Raw genomic sequence first — 19,265 nt, forward strand, 5'->3', positions numbered from 1 at the left:
GCCGGGCCGTCCGGCTGCGGCCGGCCGGGGCACCGTCCGGCGCTCACGAGGCCGCCGCCGTACGGGTGCGGTGCCGGGCACGGGCACGTGGTGTGGAGAAGCGACGCACACAGGGGCGCTCCACCCCCGCGTACAACAGCCATGAGGCCAGCAGAACGAGGGGGAGGCCGAGCAGCACCACGCCGAGATTGCTCCAGCCGTGGTCCCGCAGCCCCAGGTACAGCAGCCCCAACACCAGGAAATGCACGAGATACATGGCGTAGGAGAGCTCACCGAGGAACACACAGGGCCGGCTGCGCAGCAGCGAGGGCCGGTCGCGCAGATCCAGCTCCGCGGTCGCGTACACCAGCATGACGAGCGGCGCCACGGTCGAGGCCGCGTACAGGAAGCGCTGCGGAAGAAACGCGGGGTTCATGATGACCGCGCTGATCACACCCAGTGCGGCCGGCAGCACACCGATCCGCGGAATGCGGAGGCCCGATGAGGCGATCCGCGCCGCCATCATCCCGAGCACGAACTCGGGCAGCCGGACGATCGGCAGCATGTACAGAAACCAGTACTCGGAAAACGAGGCGCTGTCAGGGCTGACCACGAGCGCATGGAACAACGGCAGCGACCACACGAGCGCGATCGCCGTTACCGCGCCGATCAGCAGTCCACGGGGCGACAGCCGCTTGACCCTGGGCAGCAGTACGGGGAAGAGGAAGTAGAAGAACATTTCGGCGGCGAGGGACCAGGAAACAGGGTTGCCAGCGGAGACGAATTCATGGCTGGGGACCCAGGTGTGCACCAGGAAGAGGCTGGCCAGACCGGCCGCTATCCCGGAGCCCGTGGTGACGGCCGCCGTACCGGCACAGGCCAGCGCGGTGACCACCACACACCAGGTGAGCAGGTGATTGGGAAAAATTTTGGCGGCCCGCCGCCGCCAGAAGGCGCGTGCGGTGTCGTCCGGGCGGGCGGAGTGCGTCAGCACATAGCCGCTGAGAATGAAGAAGAGCGATACCGAGCTTCCGCCCAGCCACACTTCGGGCCCGAGGGTCTCGGCGAGATGTGGATCGATCATCAGCCGGCTGTGCGTATAGAGCACCCCGACCGCGGCGGCAAAGCGCAGACCGGTCAGCGACGGCAACCGTTTGGGGACGGCGGACGCGCCGTCCGCACCCGGCGGTGTCGCCTCCCCGTGCTCGGCAAGGGGACCTCCCGCCATGCCGGTTGACTCGGACGACGGACCGGAAAGAGGGTGCACGAGGGGCCTCCTGCGGGGGAAACTCCCGGGCCCGTGGCATCACTCATTGACGTATGGCTGCGCCGGTGGGTCGCCCGGGATCGGATGGAAGGACTGGTCCTTGCCCCGTGCGGAGGAATGGGCGGCCCGTCGCGCGGATAGCACGATTGACCCACTGGGGCACGCCCCGTGCATAGGGTGGGTGACCCGATTTCACTCGTACGGTCCAGCATTTGGTGAAGCCGCCGGTCCGCCGCCGTACAGGTGATTCCTGCGGTCCTGTGGCCGGGCGGGTGTGGGGCGCGGCGGGGCCAGGAAGAGATACGTCCGCGCCGCGATGTCACGCCCTCGGGCCGCGGAACGGTGCCGACAGCCCCTCAAGGGTGGGGAAGGAAACCACGCGACCGCATCCGGGCCCGACCCCTTGCCCGGTCCAACCGCCACCAGAGGTTCCGAGTTGAAGCACACCCGCGTACCAACGCCCCGCACCGTCCTCACCGGTGCCGCTCTGGTGGTGGCCCTGACCGCCGCCACACTCACCCTGAAGACCGCCGAGGCCGCCCCCGCCAAGGCCCCCGATCCGCCGACGGCCACCGCCGCCGGACAGCGCGCCAAGGGCATCAGCTCCACCCTCGGTGCCGACGGCGCGGGTGCCTACTACGACGCCAAGCACCGCAAACTCATCGTCAATGTCACCACCGAGGCCGCCGCGGCCAAGGCGCGGGCGGCCGGTGCCGAAGCCAGGGTCGTCAAGCACTCACTCGCCTCGCTGGACGCCGCCCGCGCGACCCTCAAGAGGCAGGCCACCATCCCCGGCACCTCCTGGGGGATGGACCCCAGGATCAACAAGGTGGTCATCACCGCCGACCGCACGGTCCGGGGCGCCAAGCTGGCGCAGCTCCAGCGGGTCGCCGCCGCGCTCGGTGACCGCATCGTCCTCAGACAGTCCACGGGCACCCTCCGGCCGCTGATCGCCGGCGGTGACGCCATCTGGGGTACCCGGGCACGCTGCTCGCTCGGCTTCAACGTCACCAGGGGCGGACAGCCGTACTTCCTGACCGCGGGGCACTGCACCAACGCCGTACGGAGCTGGTCCGCGACACAGGGCGGCGAGGAGATCGCGGTGACGGAGGCCGGCACCTTCCCCGGTGACGACTACGGGATCGTGAAGTACACCGCCGCCGGCATCGTGCACCCCGGACAGGTGGATCTCTACAACGGCAGCATGCAGTCCATCACCCGGGCAGGCGATCCGATCGTGGGCCAGAAGGTGCGGCGCAGCGGCGGCTCCACGCATGTGCACGACGGTGACGTCATCGCGCTCGAAGTGACCGCCAACTACCAGGAGGGCGCGGTCGACGGTCTGATCCAGGCGACCCTCTGCGCGGAGGCCGGGGACAGCGGCGGAGCGCTCTTCGAGGGCGACACCGCCCTCGGTCTGACCTCGGGCGGCAGGGGCGACTGCTCCGCGGGTGGGGTGACGTACTACCAGCCCGTGCGCGAGGCCCTCGAAAAGACCGGAGCGCAGCTCGGCTGAGCACCACAAAAGCCGGGGACCGCTCACCCCGCGGTCTTTGAAGACACCGGGCCTGTCCGGCGGATCAGCGTCGGACAGGCCCTGTCGCTGCCTTGACCAGGTCACCTGTCGGACCGTCAGCCGACGGGTGAAAGAGTGTCCCGTTGAGTGACGACGGGGCCCGGTGCCGGGCCGGGGGCGGACGAGGTGGGGCAGAGATGAATGCGCAGGAGCGGGAGAACGACGGCCGGGGTCAGGGGGGCCACGTCCTGCCGGATGACACGGTCCCGCTGCGGCCACGCCTGGGGAACCACCACGCGAACCCGTCTCGCGAGGCGTACGACGGCGGGGTGGCGAACCCGCCGGGTGAGCGGCGGGTTCCGGTCCCGTCCCCGGCCGGTGAGCCGATACCCGAGCCGAAGCGGTCGGGGAGTGGCGCCTCGGGTCTGCTGAAGTCCAGCGCCGTCATGGCGGCGGGCACCTTCGTCTCCCGCATCACCGGCTTCCTCCGTACGCTCGTCATGGCCGCGGCGATCGGCGTCGGCACCCTCAACGACTCTTACCAGGTCGCCAATGTCCTGCCCACGATGATCTACATCCTGGTCGGTGGCGGGGCGCTGAACGCGGTCTTCGTGCCGCAACTCGTGCGCGCCATGAAGCAGGACGACGACGGCGGTGACGCGTACGCCAACCGTCTGATCACCCTGGTCATGGTGGTGCTGGGGAGTGTCACGGTCCTGTGTGTGCTGGCGGCTCCGCTGCTGGTGCACATGATGTCGCCGGATATCGCCGCCGACCCGCGCCGGATGGCGGTCACGGTGGCCTTCGCCCGGTACTGCCTGCCCACCATGTTCTTCATGGGCGCACATGTGGTGCTCGGCCAGATCCTCAACGCCCGGGGCCGCTTCGGCGCGATGATGTGGACCCCGGTGCTCAACAACGTCCTGATCATCGCCACCTTCGGCGGCTTCATCTGGGCCTTCGGCGGCTTCACCGACTCCCGCGTCAGTCCCGCCACCATCACCCCCGAAGGGGTGCGGCTGCTGGGCCTCGGCACCCTCCTGGGCCTCGCCGTACAAGCGCTGGCGATGCTGCCGTATCTGCGCGACGCCCGGTTCAGACTCCGCCCGCGCTTCGACTTCCGCGGGCACGGACTGGGCAGGGCCATGGGCCTGGCCAAATGGACCCTGCTCTTCGTACTCGTCAACCAGGCCGGCCTGACCGTCGTCACACAACTCGCCACCAAGGCCGGCTCACTCGCCGAACGGGCCGGGCACTCCGGCGCCGGGATCACCGCCTACAACTACGCCCTGCTGCTGTGGCAGATGCCGCAGGCCATCATCACGGTGTCGGTGATGACCGCGGTGCTGCCACGGATGTCCCGCGCGGTCCAGGAGGAGAATGTGACCGCGATCCGCGAGGACATCTCCCACGGACTGCGGACCTCCGCCGTCGCCATCGTGCCCTGCGCGTTCGCCTTCCTGGCGCTGGGTATGCCGGTGGCCACGCTGCTCTACGCCGGCTCCGATGCCGACGGCGCCCGGGGCATCGGCTACGACCTCATGGCCTTCGGCCTGGGGCTCATTCCCTACTCGGTGCAGTACGTCGTGCTGCGTGGCTTCTACGCCTACGAGGACACCAAGACCCCCTTCTACAACACCGTCGTCGTCGCCGCGGTGAACGCCGCCGCGTCCGGGGCGTGCTTCGTCCTCCTCCCGGCGCGCTGGGCCGTCGCGGGAATGGCCGCCTCCTACGGTCTGGCCTACGCGGTCGGGGTCGGCACCGCCTGGCGCCGACTGCGCAAGCGGCTGGGCGGCGATCTGGACGGCTCTCGTGTGCTGCGTCCCGCCGCCCGGCGTTGCCCTGCTTCCTTCCCCGCGGCCCTCGCCGGCGGTGGTGTGGCGTACGCGCTCACCCGGGCCGTCGGCAGCGACGCCCTGGGCTCACTCGTGACGCTGCTGGTCGGTGGGGGTGTCCTGCTCGGTGTCTTCGTGCTCCTCGCGCACTGGATGCGGGTGTCGGAGCTCAGCGCGATGGTCGGCATGGTCCGGGGACGCCTCGGACGCTGAACGCGGGTGGGGCGGGGCGGCCGACGGGCCGGCGCCGTCAGTCGGCGAAGCGGCGGACGTAACGCTTCTGCCAGGGGGTTTCGACGGCCCGGGGGTCGTAGTTCCGGCGAACGAAGTCCACTGCCTCGCCGGCCGGAACGCCGTCCAGCACAGCGAGACAGGCCAGCGCCGTCCCGGTCCGGCCACGGCCCCCGCCGCAGGCGACCTCGACACGTTCGGTGTCGGCCCGCGCCCAGGCCGCACGGAGCGCGGCTTGGGCCTCGGTGTGACTGCTGGGCAGCCGGAAGTCGGGCCAGCGCAGCCACTGGGATTCCCAGGGGACCTCGGGTGGCTGCTTGCCGAGGAGATAGACGGCGAAGTCCGGCGCCGGACCCTCCGGCAGCGGTCGGCGGAGCCCCCGGCCTCGGATCAGACGACCGGAAGGGAGCTCCAGGACTCCGGGGTCGGCGGCGTTCCAGGTAGCGGTCATCCGGACACCGTATCGGGGCAGCCGATCAAGAAGGGGTCATTCAGCGGTAGTTGGTGCCGTTCGCACGTGGCGGCAGCCGGCGGCCGGTGCGCACTCGGTGTGTCAGGACCGGGGTGAGCCACGCGGCAGCGCCGGTGGTTTTGCGGCGCCTTCGATGCGCGCTCTGCCATTCGAGTGAGGGGGCGTCAAGGCGCTTGCAGCTGTGCTCACCCCAATGGATAACTGGTCACATTCCAAACCGGTGGGCTGCCCATTCCTCTCGGGGGAGTGGCAACTTGCCTGCCCTTACGCCCGATTGAGAGTGCAGGCGGCGATGCGGCCCTGGCATCCGCGGCAGGCGCCCTCCCACGCTTGAGGAAGTGCATTCACCACTCGGTGCCCCGTCGCGGGCACCGACTGGTGCGGTAGCTCACGTCACCTCTTTCTGGGGGCGTCATGCGAACTGTCCGCACGTTGCGATCCCTCCTCGGGATCTGTGCGCTGACCCTGGGACTGACCGTGGCGATGGCCGCGGCTCCGACCAAGGCACACGCCCAGGTTCCGGTCCTGTGCAGCGAGACCTCGCTGGTGAACGCGATCAACTCGGCCAACGCGGCCGGCGGGGAAACCCTGGCCCTCTTTCCGTTCTGCACCTACCAGATCACCAGCGCTCACGGGACCTCGCCCCACGGGGCGGTGGGACTGCCGCCGATCACTACCCCGATCACCCTGCTGGGTATGGGAGTCACCATCACCCGCGCTCCTGGTGCGCCGGCCTTCCGGATTCTTCAGGTGGAGGGCGCCGCGAACGTGCCGGGCACCAAGGGCCAGTTGAGCGCGGTGGGTCTCACCATCCGCGGTGGCAGCGCGGTCTCTCCGTATCCGGGAGGCGGCCTCTCGAACCTGGGTGGCACGGTCTCGATGCTCTCCAGTGCCGTCACCGGCAACTCCGCCATCGCCGGGGGCGGCATCTACAACGACAACGGCAGCATCACGCTGACCACCAGCTCCGTCACCGGTAACGAAGCCACCTCCAGCGGGGGCGGCATCTACGTCAACTCGGGCGGGGTGACCTTGCTGGGCACGTCGGTGCGCGACAACACCCCGGACAACTGTGCCCCGTCAGGCAGCGTCATGGGCTGCACCTGACGGTCCCGGCCGAGGTCTCGGCCGACTGCTCCACCACGTAACACCTCGACCGACGACGGCGCACGCGGCCATCCGGTCCCGGTTCAGCACCCCCTCTCACACCTCTCGTCAAAGGAGCATCACCATGCCCATCTCCCCCAACCAGGGATCGACCGGCGGCGGCACCACGGTCGTCATCACCGGCACCAACCTCGGTGGCGCCACCGCCGTGAAGTTCGGCACGAAGAACGCCACCATCACCGCCAACACCGCCACCTCGGTCACCGTGACATCGCCCTCCGGCACGGGCACCGTACCGGTGACGGTGACCACCCCCGGTGGTACCAGCAACCCGCTGCAGTTCTTCTACGTCGGCGCGCCGTTCAAGTCCTCCCTGTCACCGGTGAGCGGTGTGACCGCGGGCGGTGACACCGTCACCATCAACGGCACCGGCCTGACTACCGCCACATCGGTGTCGTTCGGCGGTGTCACCGCGACCCCGACCGTGGTCAACGACGGCCAGCTGACCGTCACCGTGCCGGCAGGTGTGGGGCCGGGACCGGTGGGTGTCTCGGTCACCACCGCCGGCGGCACCAACAACGGCCTGTCGTACACCTACATCGACGCGCCCACGATCGTCAGTCTGAACCCCACCTCCGGTTCGGCGAGCGGCGGTACGGTCGTGACGCTCACCGGCACCAACCTCAGCACCACCCAGTCGGTCGCCTTCGACGGCACCCTCGCGCCGTTCTCCGTCCTCAGCGACACCAGCCTCTCGGTCGTCACCCCGCCCGGCACTGCCGGTGCCGTGGATGTCACCGTGACCACCAGCGGCGGCACCGCCACTGCGACCGATGCCTTCACCTACGTCGCCGGGCCCGGCATCTGACCGGACCCTGAGCCGCCGATGGCCTGGTCCCGCGACCAGGGCGGGGCGGTCAACCTGCCCGGACAGGGGAGACCGCCCCTGTCCGGGCCCTTTCTCCCTCCCATGACGAGCCTCGGCCCGGTTCTTCCGCTCAGGGCCGGCAGGGGCTCAATGCCCACGAAGGACCTGGCTGTGAATCGCTCCGCACACCCGCCCACCTCCTCCGCAGAGCCGTCCCTTGCGGCCACGCCCACCGTCACATCCGTCTCTCCGACGTCCGGTTCCACCGCGGGTGGCACGGCGGTGACGGTGACCGGCACCGGCTTCACCGGCGCCACCGCCGTCCGCTTCGGCGCCACCCACGCGGCGTCGTTCACGGTCAACTCCGACACCCAGATCACCGCCGTCAGCCCGGTCGGCAGCGGAACGGTGCAGGTCACCGTGACCACCCCCAGCGGCACCAGCAACCAGTTCGTCACCTACACCTATGTCACCGCCCCCGTGCCGAGCCTCACTTCGGTGAGTCCCAGTTCGGGTCCGGCGTCGGGTGGGACGGTGGTGACGTTGTCGGGTTCGGGGTTTTCGGGTGCGACGGCGGTGCGGTTCGGTGGGGTGTCGGCTGCGTTTACGGTGAATTCGAGTACGCAGATCACGGCGACGGCGCCGCCGGGTTCGGGGACTGTCCCGGTCACGGTGACGACGCCCGGGGGGACGAGCAATGGTGTGTCATTCACCTACGTCTCCGCGTCCGTGCCGGTCCTGACCTCCGCGAGTCCCAACTCCGGCCCGGCCACGGGTGGGACGACGGTCACGCTCACCGGCACCGGCCTGGCGTCCACCACCGCGGTGCGCTTCGGGGCCACACCGGCAACATCCTTCACCGTCGTCTCCGACACCCACCTCACCGCCGTCGCCCCTCCCGGCACCGGCACCGTCCAGATCACCGTCACGACGCCGGGGGGCACCAGCAACGGCCTCTCCTACACCTACACCGGTGCCCCCACGCTGAGCAGCATCAGCCCCAACCAGGGGAGCACCTCGGGCGGCAGCACCGTCACCCTCACCGGCAGCAACTTCGCCCAGACGACCACGGTGCTCGTAGGCGGCGCGCCCACCGGGTTCACCGTCGTCTCCGACACCCATCTCGTCGCCGACATCCCAGCCGGCGCCGCCGGCCCGGTCAATGTCACCGTCACCACCCCCGGCGGCACCAGCACACCGGCGGTCTACACCCGAGTCGCGTCCCCCCAGATCTGATACGCCGAAACGCCTGACAGCCCGTCACAGCCTGTCACAGCCCGTCTCCCGTGGGCTGTCCGGCACTGAGGTGGCAGCGAGCGGTCCACTCCCCGCTCGCGGGACGCGGAGACGCACGTAAAGCAGATGCCGCGGCACCACCCGGTCACGTAATGTGCTCGCCCGGAAAGTGGCACTTACTTCGGGAGGGCTGAATGATTCCGGAACTGGTCAGGACCTGGGCGTCCGGCTGGGCCATATCGCGACACACGCCGACGCCGACGGCAAGGCCCTGGGGGCTCTATATCGAGGTGGGCAGGCCGGACCAGGTGGGGCGCCATGTCCTCCCGGACGCCTACGAGTCGCCGGTGCGCGAGGCCGCTGCCTCGGTCACCGTGCCGCACACCTGGCTCAAGGTGCCCATTGAGCCGGCTGAGGTGGGACGCTGGCTGCCCGCCGGCTGGGTGGTGGACAAAGATGAGGCGGGCCATCTGATGGCCACGGACCTCCGGACCACGGCACCGACGGCACCCGAGGGCTACACCGCAACGGTGGAGACCCGAGACGGCGTCACCTCCGTCCAACTACGTGACACCGCTGGGGAGTTGTCCGCCCAGGGCCAGATGGCCGTCCTCGGGCGGGCCACGGTCATCGACCGCGTCACGACCGAGCAGGCCCATCGCCGCCGCGGGCTGGGTGCCTTCGTGATGCGCACCCTCGCCGATCACGCGGTGGCCGACGGCGCGACCCTCGGCGTCCTGGGCGCGACGGACGAAGGGCGTGCGCTGTACGAGACCCTGGACTGGAAGGTGTACGCACCGCTGGCGGCGTGCATTTATCGGCCTCAGGGGGCGACGGCGTGAATCCTTGGGGCGGCGGGCGGCGGGCGGCGGGCGGCGGGCGGCGGGCGGCGGGCGGCGGGCGGTCGGCAGCCGGCAGGTCCGGCACCGTCGGCCCGGCGGAATTCCTTCACCCGTACCCCCTCGTTGCTGATAGCGCGGAAAGGGCAGCGGGCGGACGGTGGATTCTCTCCCAAGAGCGTTTGCCGCGGGGCCGCAAAGGCGGCTCCGCAGCGGGCGATGCTTAACGCTCTTTCTGAACGGATCATCCAGCATTCGTAGAACGGCCGGTCTTCATTCGCAGAACGGCCGGTCTTCTACTCGGCCGTTCAGACCCGTTCCCCACATACTCGGGCCACGACGGCCGGAGCCAGCACGGAGAGGCGGGGGAACGATGCTGGTGAACCACTTCAGCACCGAGATGGTGGCTGCGCAGGACCGATTCGAGCTGTGGGAGGAATTCGCCGTTCACTCTCATATGCGCAACTGGATCCGCAGCGACCATGAAGACGACTTCCGTGCGACGATGCGGGTGCTGAACATGGGGGACACGCAGATATCCAAGATGACCTTCCCGAGTCTGGAGGTCGTGCGGACTCCGAAGCTCATACGGCAGCAAAGTGATCAGGAATTCTATCAAGTCAATTGTGTCCTGAGTGGTTCCGGTGGCGTTTCCCAGGGGGAGCGGAATACGTCCATCCGGCAGGGGCAGTTGGTGCTCGTGGACAGCGGACTGCCGTTTCGTGGGCGCCTGCGTGGCGGCGCGGAGGACTATGCCGCGATGATCATCCAGCTGCCCCGGGAGTTGCTGCCACTGCCGCGGAAAACCGTCCAGCGGGTGACCGCTCGCCCGATATGCGGCGGCCAGGGAATGAGCGCAGTGCTCTGGCGCTGGCTCGCCGAAGTCCATGCCCGGGCCGAGGAGTTCACTCCCGCCGATATCCCCACCCTGCGTTCGGTGACCGCGGATCTCCTCGCCGCGGCACTCGGCGGTTGCCTGGACGCCGAGGACACGATGACCCCGGAATCCCGGCGACGTGCCTTACAGGTGCAGATCCGCGACTTCATCCGCCGGAACCTCGGCGATCCCTCCCTTTCCCCCGCCACCATCGCCGCCGCCCACCGGATATCGGTCCGCTACGTACACCAGTTGTTCGCCGAGGAAGGCACCACGGCCGCGGCCTGGATTCGTGGCCGCCGCCTGGAACGCTGCCGCCGCGACCTCGCCAACCCCCACCTCCGGTTCCGCCCCATCCACGCCATCGCCGCCCAGTGGGGCTTCATCGACTCCGCGCACTTCAGCCGCGCCTTCCGCACGGTGTACGGCATGCCGCCCCGCGACTACCGGCAGCACGCCCTCCGCGGCCCCGTGCGCGAATCGACAAGCGCTCTGCACGGATAGTCAACGCGATCCGCCGCTCTTCTCGGCATCGTCGTGTCCGGGCACCGACGCAGGACGTCCGAGGTCGTCAGCCGGGCGTACCGAAGCCGGTCCCGCACACCCTTCATGCACCACGACGCGAAGTCGTGGGCCGAGCAGAACTTGGAGCAGTCATGTTCGCAAGGATGGAGACACTGGGGAGCAGACTCCTCGAACGCATCGTGCCGAAGGTGGCAGCCGAGGCCTCCGGCACCTCGTGCGACTACCAGTACCTGTGTGTACGGGGCACCAGCGGATGTAACGCGACCGGCCACACGTGGTGGAAGTACCGGCTGGCGTGCACGGATGGTTCCACCGGCAACTGGATCTTCGGGTACTGCGACAACTGCACGCCCGGCGACTGGAACTGACCGACCACGCGCCGTGTTCCTGGGGCCGGCCGCCGGGCCCGCCCCAGGAACGCCCGCTCCCGGAGGGACGCCATGGTCTACCTGATGACCGGTCTGAAGTGCCTGGTCGGTGTGGTCTTCCTGCTCGCACTGTGCGGAAAGACGGTGGTCCGCGGTGGGTTCGGCGGCTTCGAACGGTCACTGCGCGATCTGCGGGCGGTGCCGCGGGCGTACCTGCGGCCGGTCGCGGTGCTCGTCGTCGTCGGTGAAGCGGGCGTGGTACTGGCCCTGGCGGTGCCCGGCCGGGTGACGGCGTTGGCGGGCTTCGGGCTGGCCACGACCCTGCTGCTGGTCTTCACCGCCGGTATCGCGCGCGGGCTGCGACGCGGTGCCCGGACCCCCTGCCGATGCTTCGGCGCCTCCACCACACCGCTGGGGCCACACCATCTCCTCCGCAACCTGCTGCTCGCCGTGCTCGCCGTCCTGGGCGCGACCACCACAGCCGTCGCCGCGCCGGACGGCCACCCGGCCGGGGCACTGCTGGCGGCAGCGGCCGGCCTCGTCCTCGGCGCGCTCGTCGCCGCCCTCGACGAACTGCTCGCCCTGTTCCAGCCGATGACGCCGCAACGACGATGAATCCGGAGCCGCTATGTCCTTCCTGACCGCCGCGGTCGTACTCGTCGGAGCGCTCAGTGCGCTCAACCTGGTCCTCGTCCTGGGGGTGGTCAGACGGCTGCGGGAACACAGTGCGCTGCTGACCGGCCGCCGCGGTGCCCCGTCCGCGGACATCGAAGTCGGCACGCGGATCGCCGAGTTCGAGACCGTGACCGAGGCCGGTGAGCCCCTGACCCGGGCGTCACTGACCGAGGCGGGGGACCTGCTGGTGGCGTTTCTCTCGCCCGGCTGCGCCCCCTGCGTCGAAAAGCTGCCGGGGCTCGTGGCCCACGCGCGATCCCTGTCCGGCGGGCGCCGTCGTGCCCTGGCCGTCGTGGTTGGCGAGCCGGGGGAGGCCGCCGCGTTCGCCGCACCGCTCGGCCCGGTCGCCCACGTGGTGGTCGAGGAGCCCAACGGCGCGCTGAGCAGAGCCTTCGGCGTGCATTCCTATCCCACGTTGCTGCGGATCGGCCCCGATGCGGAGGGCCGGCCGGTGGTCATCTCCAACGCCGTGGACCTGACGCGCCCGACGGCGATGGCCGTATGAAGTCCGTACCGAAGCCCGCGGCGTCCGGTTCCGTATCGCACGCACCCCCGCAGTCCGCACCGGACGAGGCCGCTCCGCTCCGTCTGGCCCGGTCGGCCTGCGCCCTGGTCGCGACGGCGGCGCCCGTCCTGCTCACCGGCTACGCCGTCCTCACCCTGGCCGCCGGCGTGCTGCCCGTGGCGACGGCATGGCTGACCAAACTCGTCCTGGACGCCTTGGCCGACGCAGCGCCGCTCTCGCAGGTCGTGCGGCCCGCGACGGGACTCGCGGCGGCCGGGGTCGTCCTGGTGCTGACGGGGGAGGTGGCCCAGTACCTGCGGGCGCAGCTGGGCCGGGAGGTCGCCGTCGCCGCGCAGGAACGCCTCTATCGGGCGGTGGACGGCTTCGTCGGTCTGCGCCGTCTCGAAGACCCCGCGTTCCTGGACCGGCTGCGGCTCGCCCAGCAGTCCGGCGGCGCCTCACCGGGCCAGGTGCTCGACGCGGTCCTCACCGTCGCCGGCTCCGTCTTCACCGTCACCGGCTTCCTCGGTTCGCTGTTCGTCCTCAGCCCGCTGATGACCCTCCTGGTCGCGGCCGCCTCGGTGCCGGTGCTGGCCGCCGAGCTGTGGCTGTCGCGGCTGCGGGCACGCCTGGCGTGGGACCTGGGCCCCGTGGAGCGCCGCGAGTTCTTCTACAGCACGCTGCTGTCGCGGATGGAAGCGGCGAAAGAGGTACGGCTGTTCGGCACCGGCGCCTTTCTGCGCGGACGTATGGTCGCCGACCGCCGGGCCGTGAACGCGGCGCGCCGCGGCCTCGATCTGCGCGAGGCACGGGTACAGACCGCACTCGGACTGCTCGCGGCACTGGTCTCCGGGGGCGGCCTGCTGTGGGCGGTGGCGGCGGCCAGGGCCGGCCGGCTCTCCGTCGGTGACGTCACGATCTTCGTCGCCGCCATCGTCGGGGTGCAGGGCGCCCTCGCCTCGCTCGCCACCGCCTTCGCCCGCACCCACCAGGCCCTGCTGCTCTTCGGCCACTACACCGCCGTGGTCGAGGCCGGCCCGGACCTGCCCGTACCGCGGGAGCCCCGGACGCTGCCACCACTACGGCACGGCATCGAGCTCAAAGACGTGTGGTTCCGCTACTCGGACGACCACCCGTGGGTGCTACGCGGCATCGATCTCTTCCTCCCGCACGGCACCTCGCTGGCCCTCGTCGGCCTCAACGGCGCCGGAAAATCGACCCTGATCAAGCTCCTGTGCCGCTTCTACGACCCGACACGGGGCGCCGTGCTGTGGGACGGCGTCGACCTCCGCGACACCGACCCGGCCGAACTCCGCAGCCGCCTCGGCGCGGTTTTCCAGGACTACATGAACTACGACATGACCGCGAGCGAGAACATCGCGCTCGGCGACATCTCCGCGCGGCCCGACCACGCGCGGGTCGCCGCGGCGGCGGCCCGGGCGGGGATCGCCCCCCAACTGGCCGCCCTGCCCCGCGGTTACGACACCCTGCTGTCCCGGATCTTCTTCGCCGGAACGGACCGGGACGACCCCGAAACGGGCGTCGTCCTGTCCGGAGGCCAGTGGCAACGGCTCGCCCTGGCCCGCGCCTTCCTGCGGGACCGCCGGGACCTGATGATTCTGGACGAACCCTCGTCGGGCCTGGACGCCGAGGCCGAGACCGAGATCCACTCCTCGCTGAAGCACCACCGCAGCGGACGCACCAGCCTGTTGATCTCGCACCGGCTGGGCGCGGTGCGGGAAGCGGACACGATCGCCGTGCTGCGCGAGGGCCGCATCGCCGAACTCGGCAGCCATGACGCACTGATGTCAGCCGGGGGTGAGTACGCCCGGCTGTTCGCGCTCCAGGCCGCCGGCTACCGCGACACCGCACCGGCCCACGACGGACGGCAACCATGAGGCCCGCGACGACTGCCGCTCTGCTCGGCCTCGCCGGACTGGTGCCCGCGGCCGCCGTCCTGCTGGGCCACCGCCTCGTGGTCGTGACCGTACGGGGCATGAGCATGGCCCCTGCCTACCTGGACGGCGACCGGGTGCTCGTCCGCCGCACCGCCCGCCCCACCCGCGGTCAGGTACTCGTCGTGGAACGGCCCGCCCTCCGCACCCGGTGGCCGGGCGGACCGCTGACCGCCACCGACGGGGCCAGGACGGTGGGCCGGCGCCAGTGGCTGATCAAGCGGGTGGCGGCACTCCCCGGTGACCCGGTACCGGAGGCCCTGCTGTCCACGTGGCCCCTCGGCCTCCCCGGCCCACCACCCCGGGTGCCGGACGGCACTCTGGTGCTGCTCGGTGACAACCCTCAACACAGCGTGGACTCACGGAACTTCGGGTTCTACCCCGTCGAGCGTGTGCTGGGGACGGTGGTCCGGACGCTGCGGCCGGACCGGACGCTCTGGCCGGACCGGACGCTGTGGCCGGACCGGGCCCGGCGGCCGGATGAGGCTTCCGGTGGCCGGGACGGGGCCGGGTCCGGGGGGGCACCTAACACCTGATGGGCAGTCAGGTCATTAAGCTTGCCCGTTCCGTGGTCGCGAAGGCGCGAACAACGTAGACACGGTCAGGCCCCGACTCCCGTCCCCTCACTCCTCGACCGCACTCCGCCAGAAGTCCCGCATCAGGGCGGTCGCCGTCGGTGCGGCCAGTTCCAGCTGGCTGAGCAGGATGGTGACGGTGCCGGTGGACGCGGTGAGATGCGCTGCCGTTCCGGTGCCGCCGATCCAGCCATAGCGTCCCGGCACATTCCAGGTGTCGATCACCTGGATGTCCACCGAGCCGCCGAAGCCCCAGCCCTGGCCCTCCAGGAACAACCGGCCGGCCTCGCGCTGGGCGGGAGTCAGCTGGTCGGTGGTCATCTGCCGCACCGAGGCGGGCGACAGCAATGGGCGGCCGTCGACGCTCCCGTCGGCGAGCAGCATCCGGGCGAAGGCGTACCAGTCGTCGACGGTCGAGACCAGGCGGCGCGACGAGCTGCGGTTGCGGCGGTCCCTGTCTCAGATCGCTGAACAGCAGTCCGACGGCCGGCAACGAGAAGTCGGACGGGAAGCCGTGTCCGGCACGGGAGGTGAGCAGATCGAGCACGGTGATGGGTCTGGTGGCGGGGACCACTTCGTCGAGCCACCGGATCAGGGGACAGGGCAGCAAAAGGGCAGGCCGGGGCCCGACGGACACGCCGGTGTGGCACTATTTCGCCGCGGTGCACAAGCGGCGGAGAGCCGGCGCCGCTCGCGCCGGGGCCAGGCAGCAGGAGAGCCGGTGCGGATGAGCCGTGGCGGACGGGGGAACTTGTGTTTGCGATATCGCTGGGTGATGACGGTGCCGAGCTGCGGCCGCTGGAGCCGTGGCATGCCGGGGAGTACCTCGCGCACATGGACCGGGGCCGCGAGTACATCGGCCGGTATGTCGCACTGCCGGACCACACCACGGACCTCGCGTCCGCCACCGCGTTCCTCCAGATGTACGCGGACAAGGCGGCTGCCGACAGCGGTCGCCTCTACGGCATCTGGAGTGACGGGGTACTCGTCGGCGGTGTCCTGTTCCGGACGTTCGACCTGGCCACCGGCACCTGCGAGGTCGGCTGCTGGCTGGAGGAGTCGGCGGTCGGGCGCGGTCTGATCACCCGCGCGATCCGGATACTCATCGACTGGGCCGTCGAGCAGCGCGGGATCCACCGCGTGGAGTGGATCGCGTCCTCGGCCAACGCCCCGAGCCTCAAGATCGCCCAGCGGCTCGGCATGGTGCGCGAAGGCGTACAGCGGGAGAGCTATCCGCACCGCGGCGTACGCCATGACATGGAGGTCTGGTCGGTCCTGGCTCCCGAGTGGCGCCGCCGGCGGGAAACCACCGGCTGACCTCGGCGGGGGCCGGTCCCGAGGGTTCACCCGCGACTTGAGGGTTGTCCGCCCCTCGGCCCGGCGTCCGTAGGCCGGATCCGACCCAAAGTCTCCGGGCTCGGTTCAATGGAACGCTGGAAGTCATGAGTGCTGACAACAGCGAACTCCCAGGTCATCGGCCTGCTTTGGAGCCCCTCGACACCTCTGTCCCGCCCCGCTGGCGGGAGCTGCTCGGCCCGGCGCATCGTGGCGCGGCGATCGTGCTGGCCGCCGGCGTGCTCGTCGGCGCGGTCAATATCTATCTGGCATCGAGCATGCTGCCCACCGCGGTGGCCGAGATCGGCGGTGAGGGTTTCTACGCGTGGAACATGACGCTGTACCTCGTCGCCATGGTGATCGCGACGATGCTCGTCAGCCGGTTCCTCGCCCGATGGGGGAACGCCAGTGCCTACCTCATCGGGTTCGCCCTGTTCATGGTGGGCTCACTGGCTTGTGCGGTGAGTCCGACGATGCCGGTGTTGCTGGTGGGCCGCTGCTTTCAGGGCCTCGGCGCCGGGTTGTTGTCCGGGCTGGGGTTCGCCGTGATTCGCTCGGCGCTGCCGCGTCGGCTCTGGACCCGTGGCAATGCGCTGATGTCGGCGATGTACGGCGTCGGGAACTTCGCCGGTCCCGCGCTCGGTGGCCTGTGCGCCCAATTCGGCTCATGGCGACTGGCGTTCGTCCTGATGGCGGGGGTCGCGGCGGTGTGCGGCGCGGCGGTGCCCCGCGTACTGCCCCGGGGGGAACGCAGCGATGCAGCGGCTCCCGTACCGGTCGTCTCGCTGGCGCTCGCCATGGCCACCACCGTGGCCGTCAGCGTGGCCGGAATCCTGCACGACGCCATGGCGAGGGCAGCCGGCATCGCGATGGCGCTGCTGCTGGGCGTCGGGTTAGTCGCCCATGAGCGGCGCAGCGCCCGACGGGTCTTTCCCGACGCGACGTACCGGGCGGGCTCCGCGCTGAAGTGGGTCTATCTGACGCTCGGGCTGCTGTCCTTCGGCGTCGCTGTCGAGTCGTTCCTCCCGCTGTTCGGGCAACGCCTCGCCGGGCTGCCCCCACTCGCGGCCGGGTTCTTCGGCGCGGCGGTCTCCCTCGGCTGGTCGCTGACCCAGATCGCCGGCTCATCGGCGGTCCGGGAGCGCACCGTACGCCAACTCCGCACCACCGGACCGGTGTTGCTCGCCCTGGGCTTCCTCGTCCAGGGGCTGCTCCAGCGCGAGCACGCGTCGATCTGGTGGGTGGTCATCTGGGTGCCGGTGCTGTGCGTCGCCGGATCGGGCATCGGGCTCGCCTACCCGCACCTGTCCGTGGCCGCGATGTCGGCCGCCACTGATCCGGAGGAGGGACGGCAGGCGGCCGCCGCGATCGCCACCGTGACGACGATGTCCACCGCGTTCGGCACGGCGGTCGCGGGTGTCCTGGTCAGCCTGGGCGGCCCGACGATGCTCGGCTCGGCGCGATGGCTGCTCTTCGGCTTCGCCGTCCTCTGCGCCATCGGAATCGTCACCGCGCGCTCCGTGGATCGGACGAGCCGGCCCAGGCGGTCAGCGGCGGCCGAGGACAGCTCGGCGTCGTTCCCTGCCGAACGGTGCCCACGGCGGTAAATGTGCAATATGCCTGCGTCCGTCGTCCTGATGCGCCATCATGTGGCCAGCGCGCGCCGGGACCTCGGATCGGCCATGGGAGAGGTGTCGGCGGCGCCTCGGCAAAGTGCCCCAACGGGGCGCTACACAGGGGGAATTCATGAGGACCGTACAGCGAACACTGCTTTCCGGAGCGCTGACCGGCGTGCTGGCACTGACCATGGGAGCGGGTACCGCCGGTGCCTCGACGCCGGCCGGGCCGGGACCCGACACCGCGACCGGCGCCACCACCGTACGCACGATGGACGCCCGCAGCGGTGACGTGATCACCTGCAAGATCACCACGCATCTCCCGCACTACTCCCACCACGCCCACGCCGACAACCGGCACATGGTGAACGTCACAGCCGACATCAAGTGCAGCAAGTCAGTCGCGCAGTTGGCCCTCCGCGTCGGCCTGTACAAGAACGGAACGCTGTACAAGCAGAGCGGCGCCAAGGTCAACCGCGGACGGAACAAGGTGAGCCAGAACGCCGCGCGGCGCTGCATCAAGCGGCAGAACTACACCGGCTACTCCGTCGGCGTGGTCACCTTCCCGCCCGGCTACACCCCGCACACCAAGCAGGTGAAGCACACCAGCGCGACGGTCCGGATCAACGCCTGCAAGAAGCGCTGACCTCGCCGGGCCGGGCAGGCGTCCGGCCGGGCAGGAGAGGCGCTCGACGACCGGTTCAACCGAGCCGGTCGTCGAGTGCTGCCGGCACCACCTCGATGTCCGGTGCGCCCGCCAGCCGCTCGGCCAGGCGGGCGGACCCACCGATGTAGGTGGAGTCGAGATCCACATCCGTGGCCACACACCAGGCCCGGTCCCGTGGCCACCACAGATTCGGCGACTGCGGAAAGAAGACCCCCGCACTCCGGTCTCCCGTGGCCAGCGCCGCCTCGATCGGCCCCTCGTACAGCGCGTAGGCACGTCCGCTCAACTGCACCATCGGCCCGCCGGCATCGGACCAGCCCCACCCTTCCCAGAGCCCGAAGAGGCACTGCCGCGGGGTGCCGGTTTCCGCTGCCAGTACCGAGCACAACGCCGCCAGCAGATGCGCGGGCAGCGAACCCTGCCAGGGCGGCTCGTCACCCGGGCCGGCCACGTCCTCGAAGCGCGCCGAGGGGTGCAGTTCGCGCCCTGACCGCAACGCCACCTCCGCCCACCGCTCGAACCGTCCGTCCGACGGCTCGCTGGGGTGCAGCAGCCGTGCGTACGCTTCGAACCCGGCCGGCAGCAGGGCATGGACGCCACTGTCGAACCCGCCGACGCCCTCCTCGATCCAGCGGGCGGACGACACGTCCTCGACCCGATGCGGCGGTTCCACCTCGTCCGGCGACCACGTCATGGCTTCGGTTCCCCCTCATTTGCGGGTCTGGCTCCCAGTATGAACCGTGCACGCGGTCAGCGGCGGCCGGCCGCCCCAAGCCGCCCGGAACGGAAGCACTCGTGCCGGCGCCGCCGACCGATG

At 70.4% G+C, this 19,265-nt stretch carries 18 protein-coding genes and 1 pseudogene; 15 read left to right on the plus strand and 4 right to left on the minus strand.

Annotated elements, in window-relative coordinates:
• Positions 1-43: 43 nt before the first annotated feature.
• Entirely contained in the window at positions 44-1,207 is a 1,164-nt protein-coding gene (locus ACZ4XD_RS18580) for an acyltransferase family protein (protein WP_468043331.1), read from the minus strand.
• 475 nt (positions 1,208-1,682) lie between these two features.
• Here ACZ4XD_RS18580 and ACZ4XD_RS18585 point away from each other — a divergent pair, with 475 nt between their 5' ends.
• Complete coding sequence (locus tag ACZ4XD_RS18585; protein ID WP_468043333.1) at positions 1,683-2,762, plus strand: S1 family peptidase; 1,080 nt, start codon at positions 1,683-1,685, stop codon at positions 2,760-2,762.
• Positions 2,763-2,959: 197 nt separating this feature from the next.
• The gene (gene murJ / locus ACZ4XD_RS18590; protein WP_468043335.1) at positions 2,960-4,810 is read left to right on the plus strand and encodes a murein biosynthesis integral membrane protein MurJ; all 1,851 of its coding nucleotides are present in this window, start codon (positions 2,960-2,962) and stop codon (positions 4,808-4,810) included.
• Positions 4,811-4,847: 37 nt separating this feature from the next.
• Here murJ and ACZ4XD_RS18595 read toward each other — a convergent pair whose 3' ends face one another.
• Complete coding sequence (locus ACZ4XD_RS18595) at positions 4,848-5,279, minus strand: phosphatase domain-containing protein (RefSeq protein ID WP_468043337.1); 432 nt, start codon at positions 5,277-5,279, stop codon at positions 4,848-4,850.
• Positions 5,280-5,732: 453 nt separating this feature from the next.
• On the opposite strand from ACZ4XD_RS18595, the gene ACZ4XD_RS18600 reads away from it, so the two are divergent.
• From ACZ4XD_RS18600 to ACZ4XD_RS18645, 10 genes are all read left to right on the plus strand, one after another.
• Complete coding sequence (locus ACZ4XD_RS18600) at positions 5,733-6,407, plus strand: hypothetical protein (protein ID WP_468043339.1); 675 nt, start codon at positions 5,733-5,735, stop codon at positions 6,405-6,407.
• 124 nt (positions 6,408-6,531) lie between these two features.
• The gene (locus tag ACZ4XD_RS18605; protein ID WP_468043341.1) at positions 6,532-7,275 is read left to right on the plus strand and encodes an IPT/TIG domain-containing protein; all 744 of its coding nucleotides are present in this window, start codon (positions 6,532-6,534) and stop codon (positions 7,273-7,275) included.
• A gap of 171 nt (positions 7,276-7,446) precedes the next feature.
• Positions 7,447-8,511 carry an IPT/TIG domain-containing protein gene (locus tag ACZ4XD_RS18610; protein WP_468043343.1) on the plus strand — a complete coding sequence of 355 codons (1,065 nt, stop codon included), beginning with the start codon at positions 7,447-7,449 and terminating at the stop codon, positions 8,509-8,511.
• A gap of 194 nt (positions 8,512-8,705) precedes the next feature.
• Positions 8,706-9,353, plus strand: a complete 648-nt coding sequence (locus ACZ4XD_RS18615; RefSeq protein WP_468043345.1) for a GNAT family N-acetyltransferase — start codon at positions 8,706-8,708, stop codon at positions 9,351-9,353.
• A 370-nt stretch (positions 9,354-9,723) separates the two neighbouring features.
• Positions 9,724-10,731 carry an AraC-like ligand-binding domain-containing protein gene (locus ACZ4XD_RS18620; protein WP_468043347.1) on the plus strand — a complete coding sequence of 336 codons (1,008 nt, stop codon included), beginning with the start codon at positions 9,724-9,726 and terminating at the stop codon, positions 10,729-10,731.
• Between the two features lie 152 nt (positions 10,732-10,883).
• Entirely contained in the window at positions 10,884-11,120 is a 237-nt protein-coding gene (locus ACZ4XD_RS18625; RefSeq protein WP_468043349.1) for a hypothetical protein, read from the plus strand.
• 84 nt (positions 11,121-11,204) lie between these two features.
• A complete protein-coding gene (locus tag ACZ4XD_RS18630; RefSeq protein WP_468043351.1) occupies positions 11,205-11,735 on the plus strand; it encodes a MauE/DoxX family redox-associated membrane protein in 531 nt (176 codons plus the stop codon).
• A gap of 13 nt (positions 11,736-11,748) precedes the next feature.
• The gene (locus ACZ4XD_RS18635) at positions 11,749-12,300 is read left to right on the plus strand and encodes a TlpA disulfide reductase family protein (protein ID WP_468043353.1); all 552 of its coding nucleotides are present in this window, start codon (positions 11,749-11,751) and stop codon (positions 12,298-12,300) included.
• The gene (locus ACZ4XD_RS18640; protein ID WP_468043355.1) at positions 12,297-14,198 is read left to right on the plus strand and encodes an ABC transporter ATP-binding protein; all 1,902 of its coding nucleotides are present in this window, start codon (positions 12,297-12,299) and stop codon (positions 14,196-14,198) included. Before ACZ4XD_RS18635 ends, ACZ4XD_RS18640 begins: the two co-directional genes overlap by 4 nt.
• Positions 14,195-14,791 carry a S26 family signal peptidase gene (locus tag ACZ4XD_RS18645; RefSeq protein WP_468043357.1) on the plus strand — a complete coding sequence of 199 codons (597 nt, stop codon included), beginning with the start codon at positions 14,195-14,197 and terminating at the stop codon, positions 14,789-14,791. Before ACZ4XD_RS18640 ends, ACZ4XD_RS18645 begins: the two co-directional genes overlap by 4 nt.
• Before the next feature lie 87 nt (positions 14,792-14,878).
• Here the strand turns inward: ACZ4XD_RS18645 and ACZ4XD_RS18650 are convergent.
• A pseudogene (locus ACZ4XD_RS18650) lies at positions 14,879-15,413 on the minus strand (hypothetical protein); the annotation flags it as partial.
• A gap of 170 nt (positions 15,414-15,583) precedes the next feature.
• On the opposite strand from ACZ4XD_RS18650, the gene ACZ4XD_RS18655 reads away from it, so the two are divergent.
• From ACZ4XD_RS18655 to ACZ4XD_RS18665, 3 genes are all read left to right on the plus strand, one after another.
• Positions 15,584-16,147: a GNAT family N-acetyltransferase gene (locus ACZ4XD_RS18655; RefSeq protein WP_468043359.1), complete on the plus strand. Its 564-nt coding sequence runs from the start codon at positions 15,584-15,586 to the stop codon at positions 16,145-16,147.
• Between the two features lie 125 nt (positions 16,148-16,272).
• Complete coding sequence (locus ACZ4XD_RS18660) at positions 16,273-17,772, plus strand: MFS transporter (RefSeq protein WP_468043361.1); 1,500 nt, start codon at positions 16,273-16,275, stop codon at positions 17,770-17,772.
• A 139-nt stretch (positions 17,773-17,911) separates the two neighbouring features.
• The gene (locus tag ACZ4XD_RS18665; RefSeq protein WP_042158598.1) at positions 17,912-18,427 is read left to right on the plus strand and encodes a hypothetical protein; all 516 of its coding nucleotides are present in this window, start codon (positions 17,912-17,914) and stop codon (positions 18,425-18,427) included.
• 55 nt (positions 18,428-18,482) lie between these two features.
• Here the strand turns inward: ACZ4XD_RS18665 and ACZ4XD_RS18670 are convergent, their stop codons facing one another.
• Entirely contained in the window at positions 18,483-19,142 is a 660-nt protein-coding gene (locus ACZ4XD_RS18670) for a hypothetical protein (protein ID WP_468043364.1), read from the minus strand.
• Positions 19,143-19,265 lie beyond the last annotated feature (123 nt).

It is taken from the genome of Streptomyces sp. NPDC029466 (assembly GCF_055574515.1).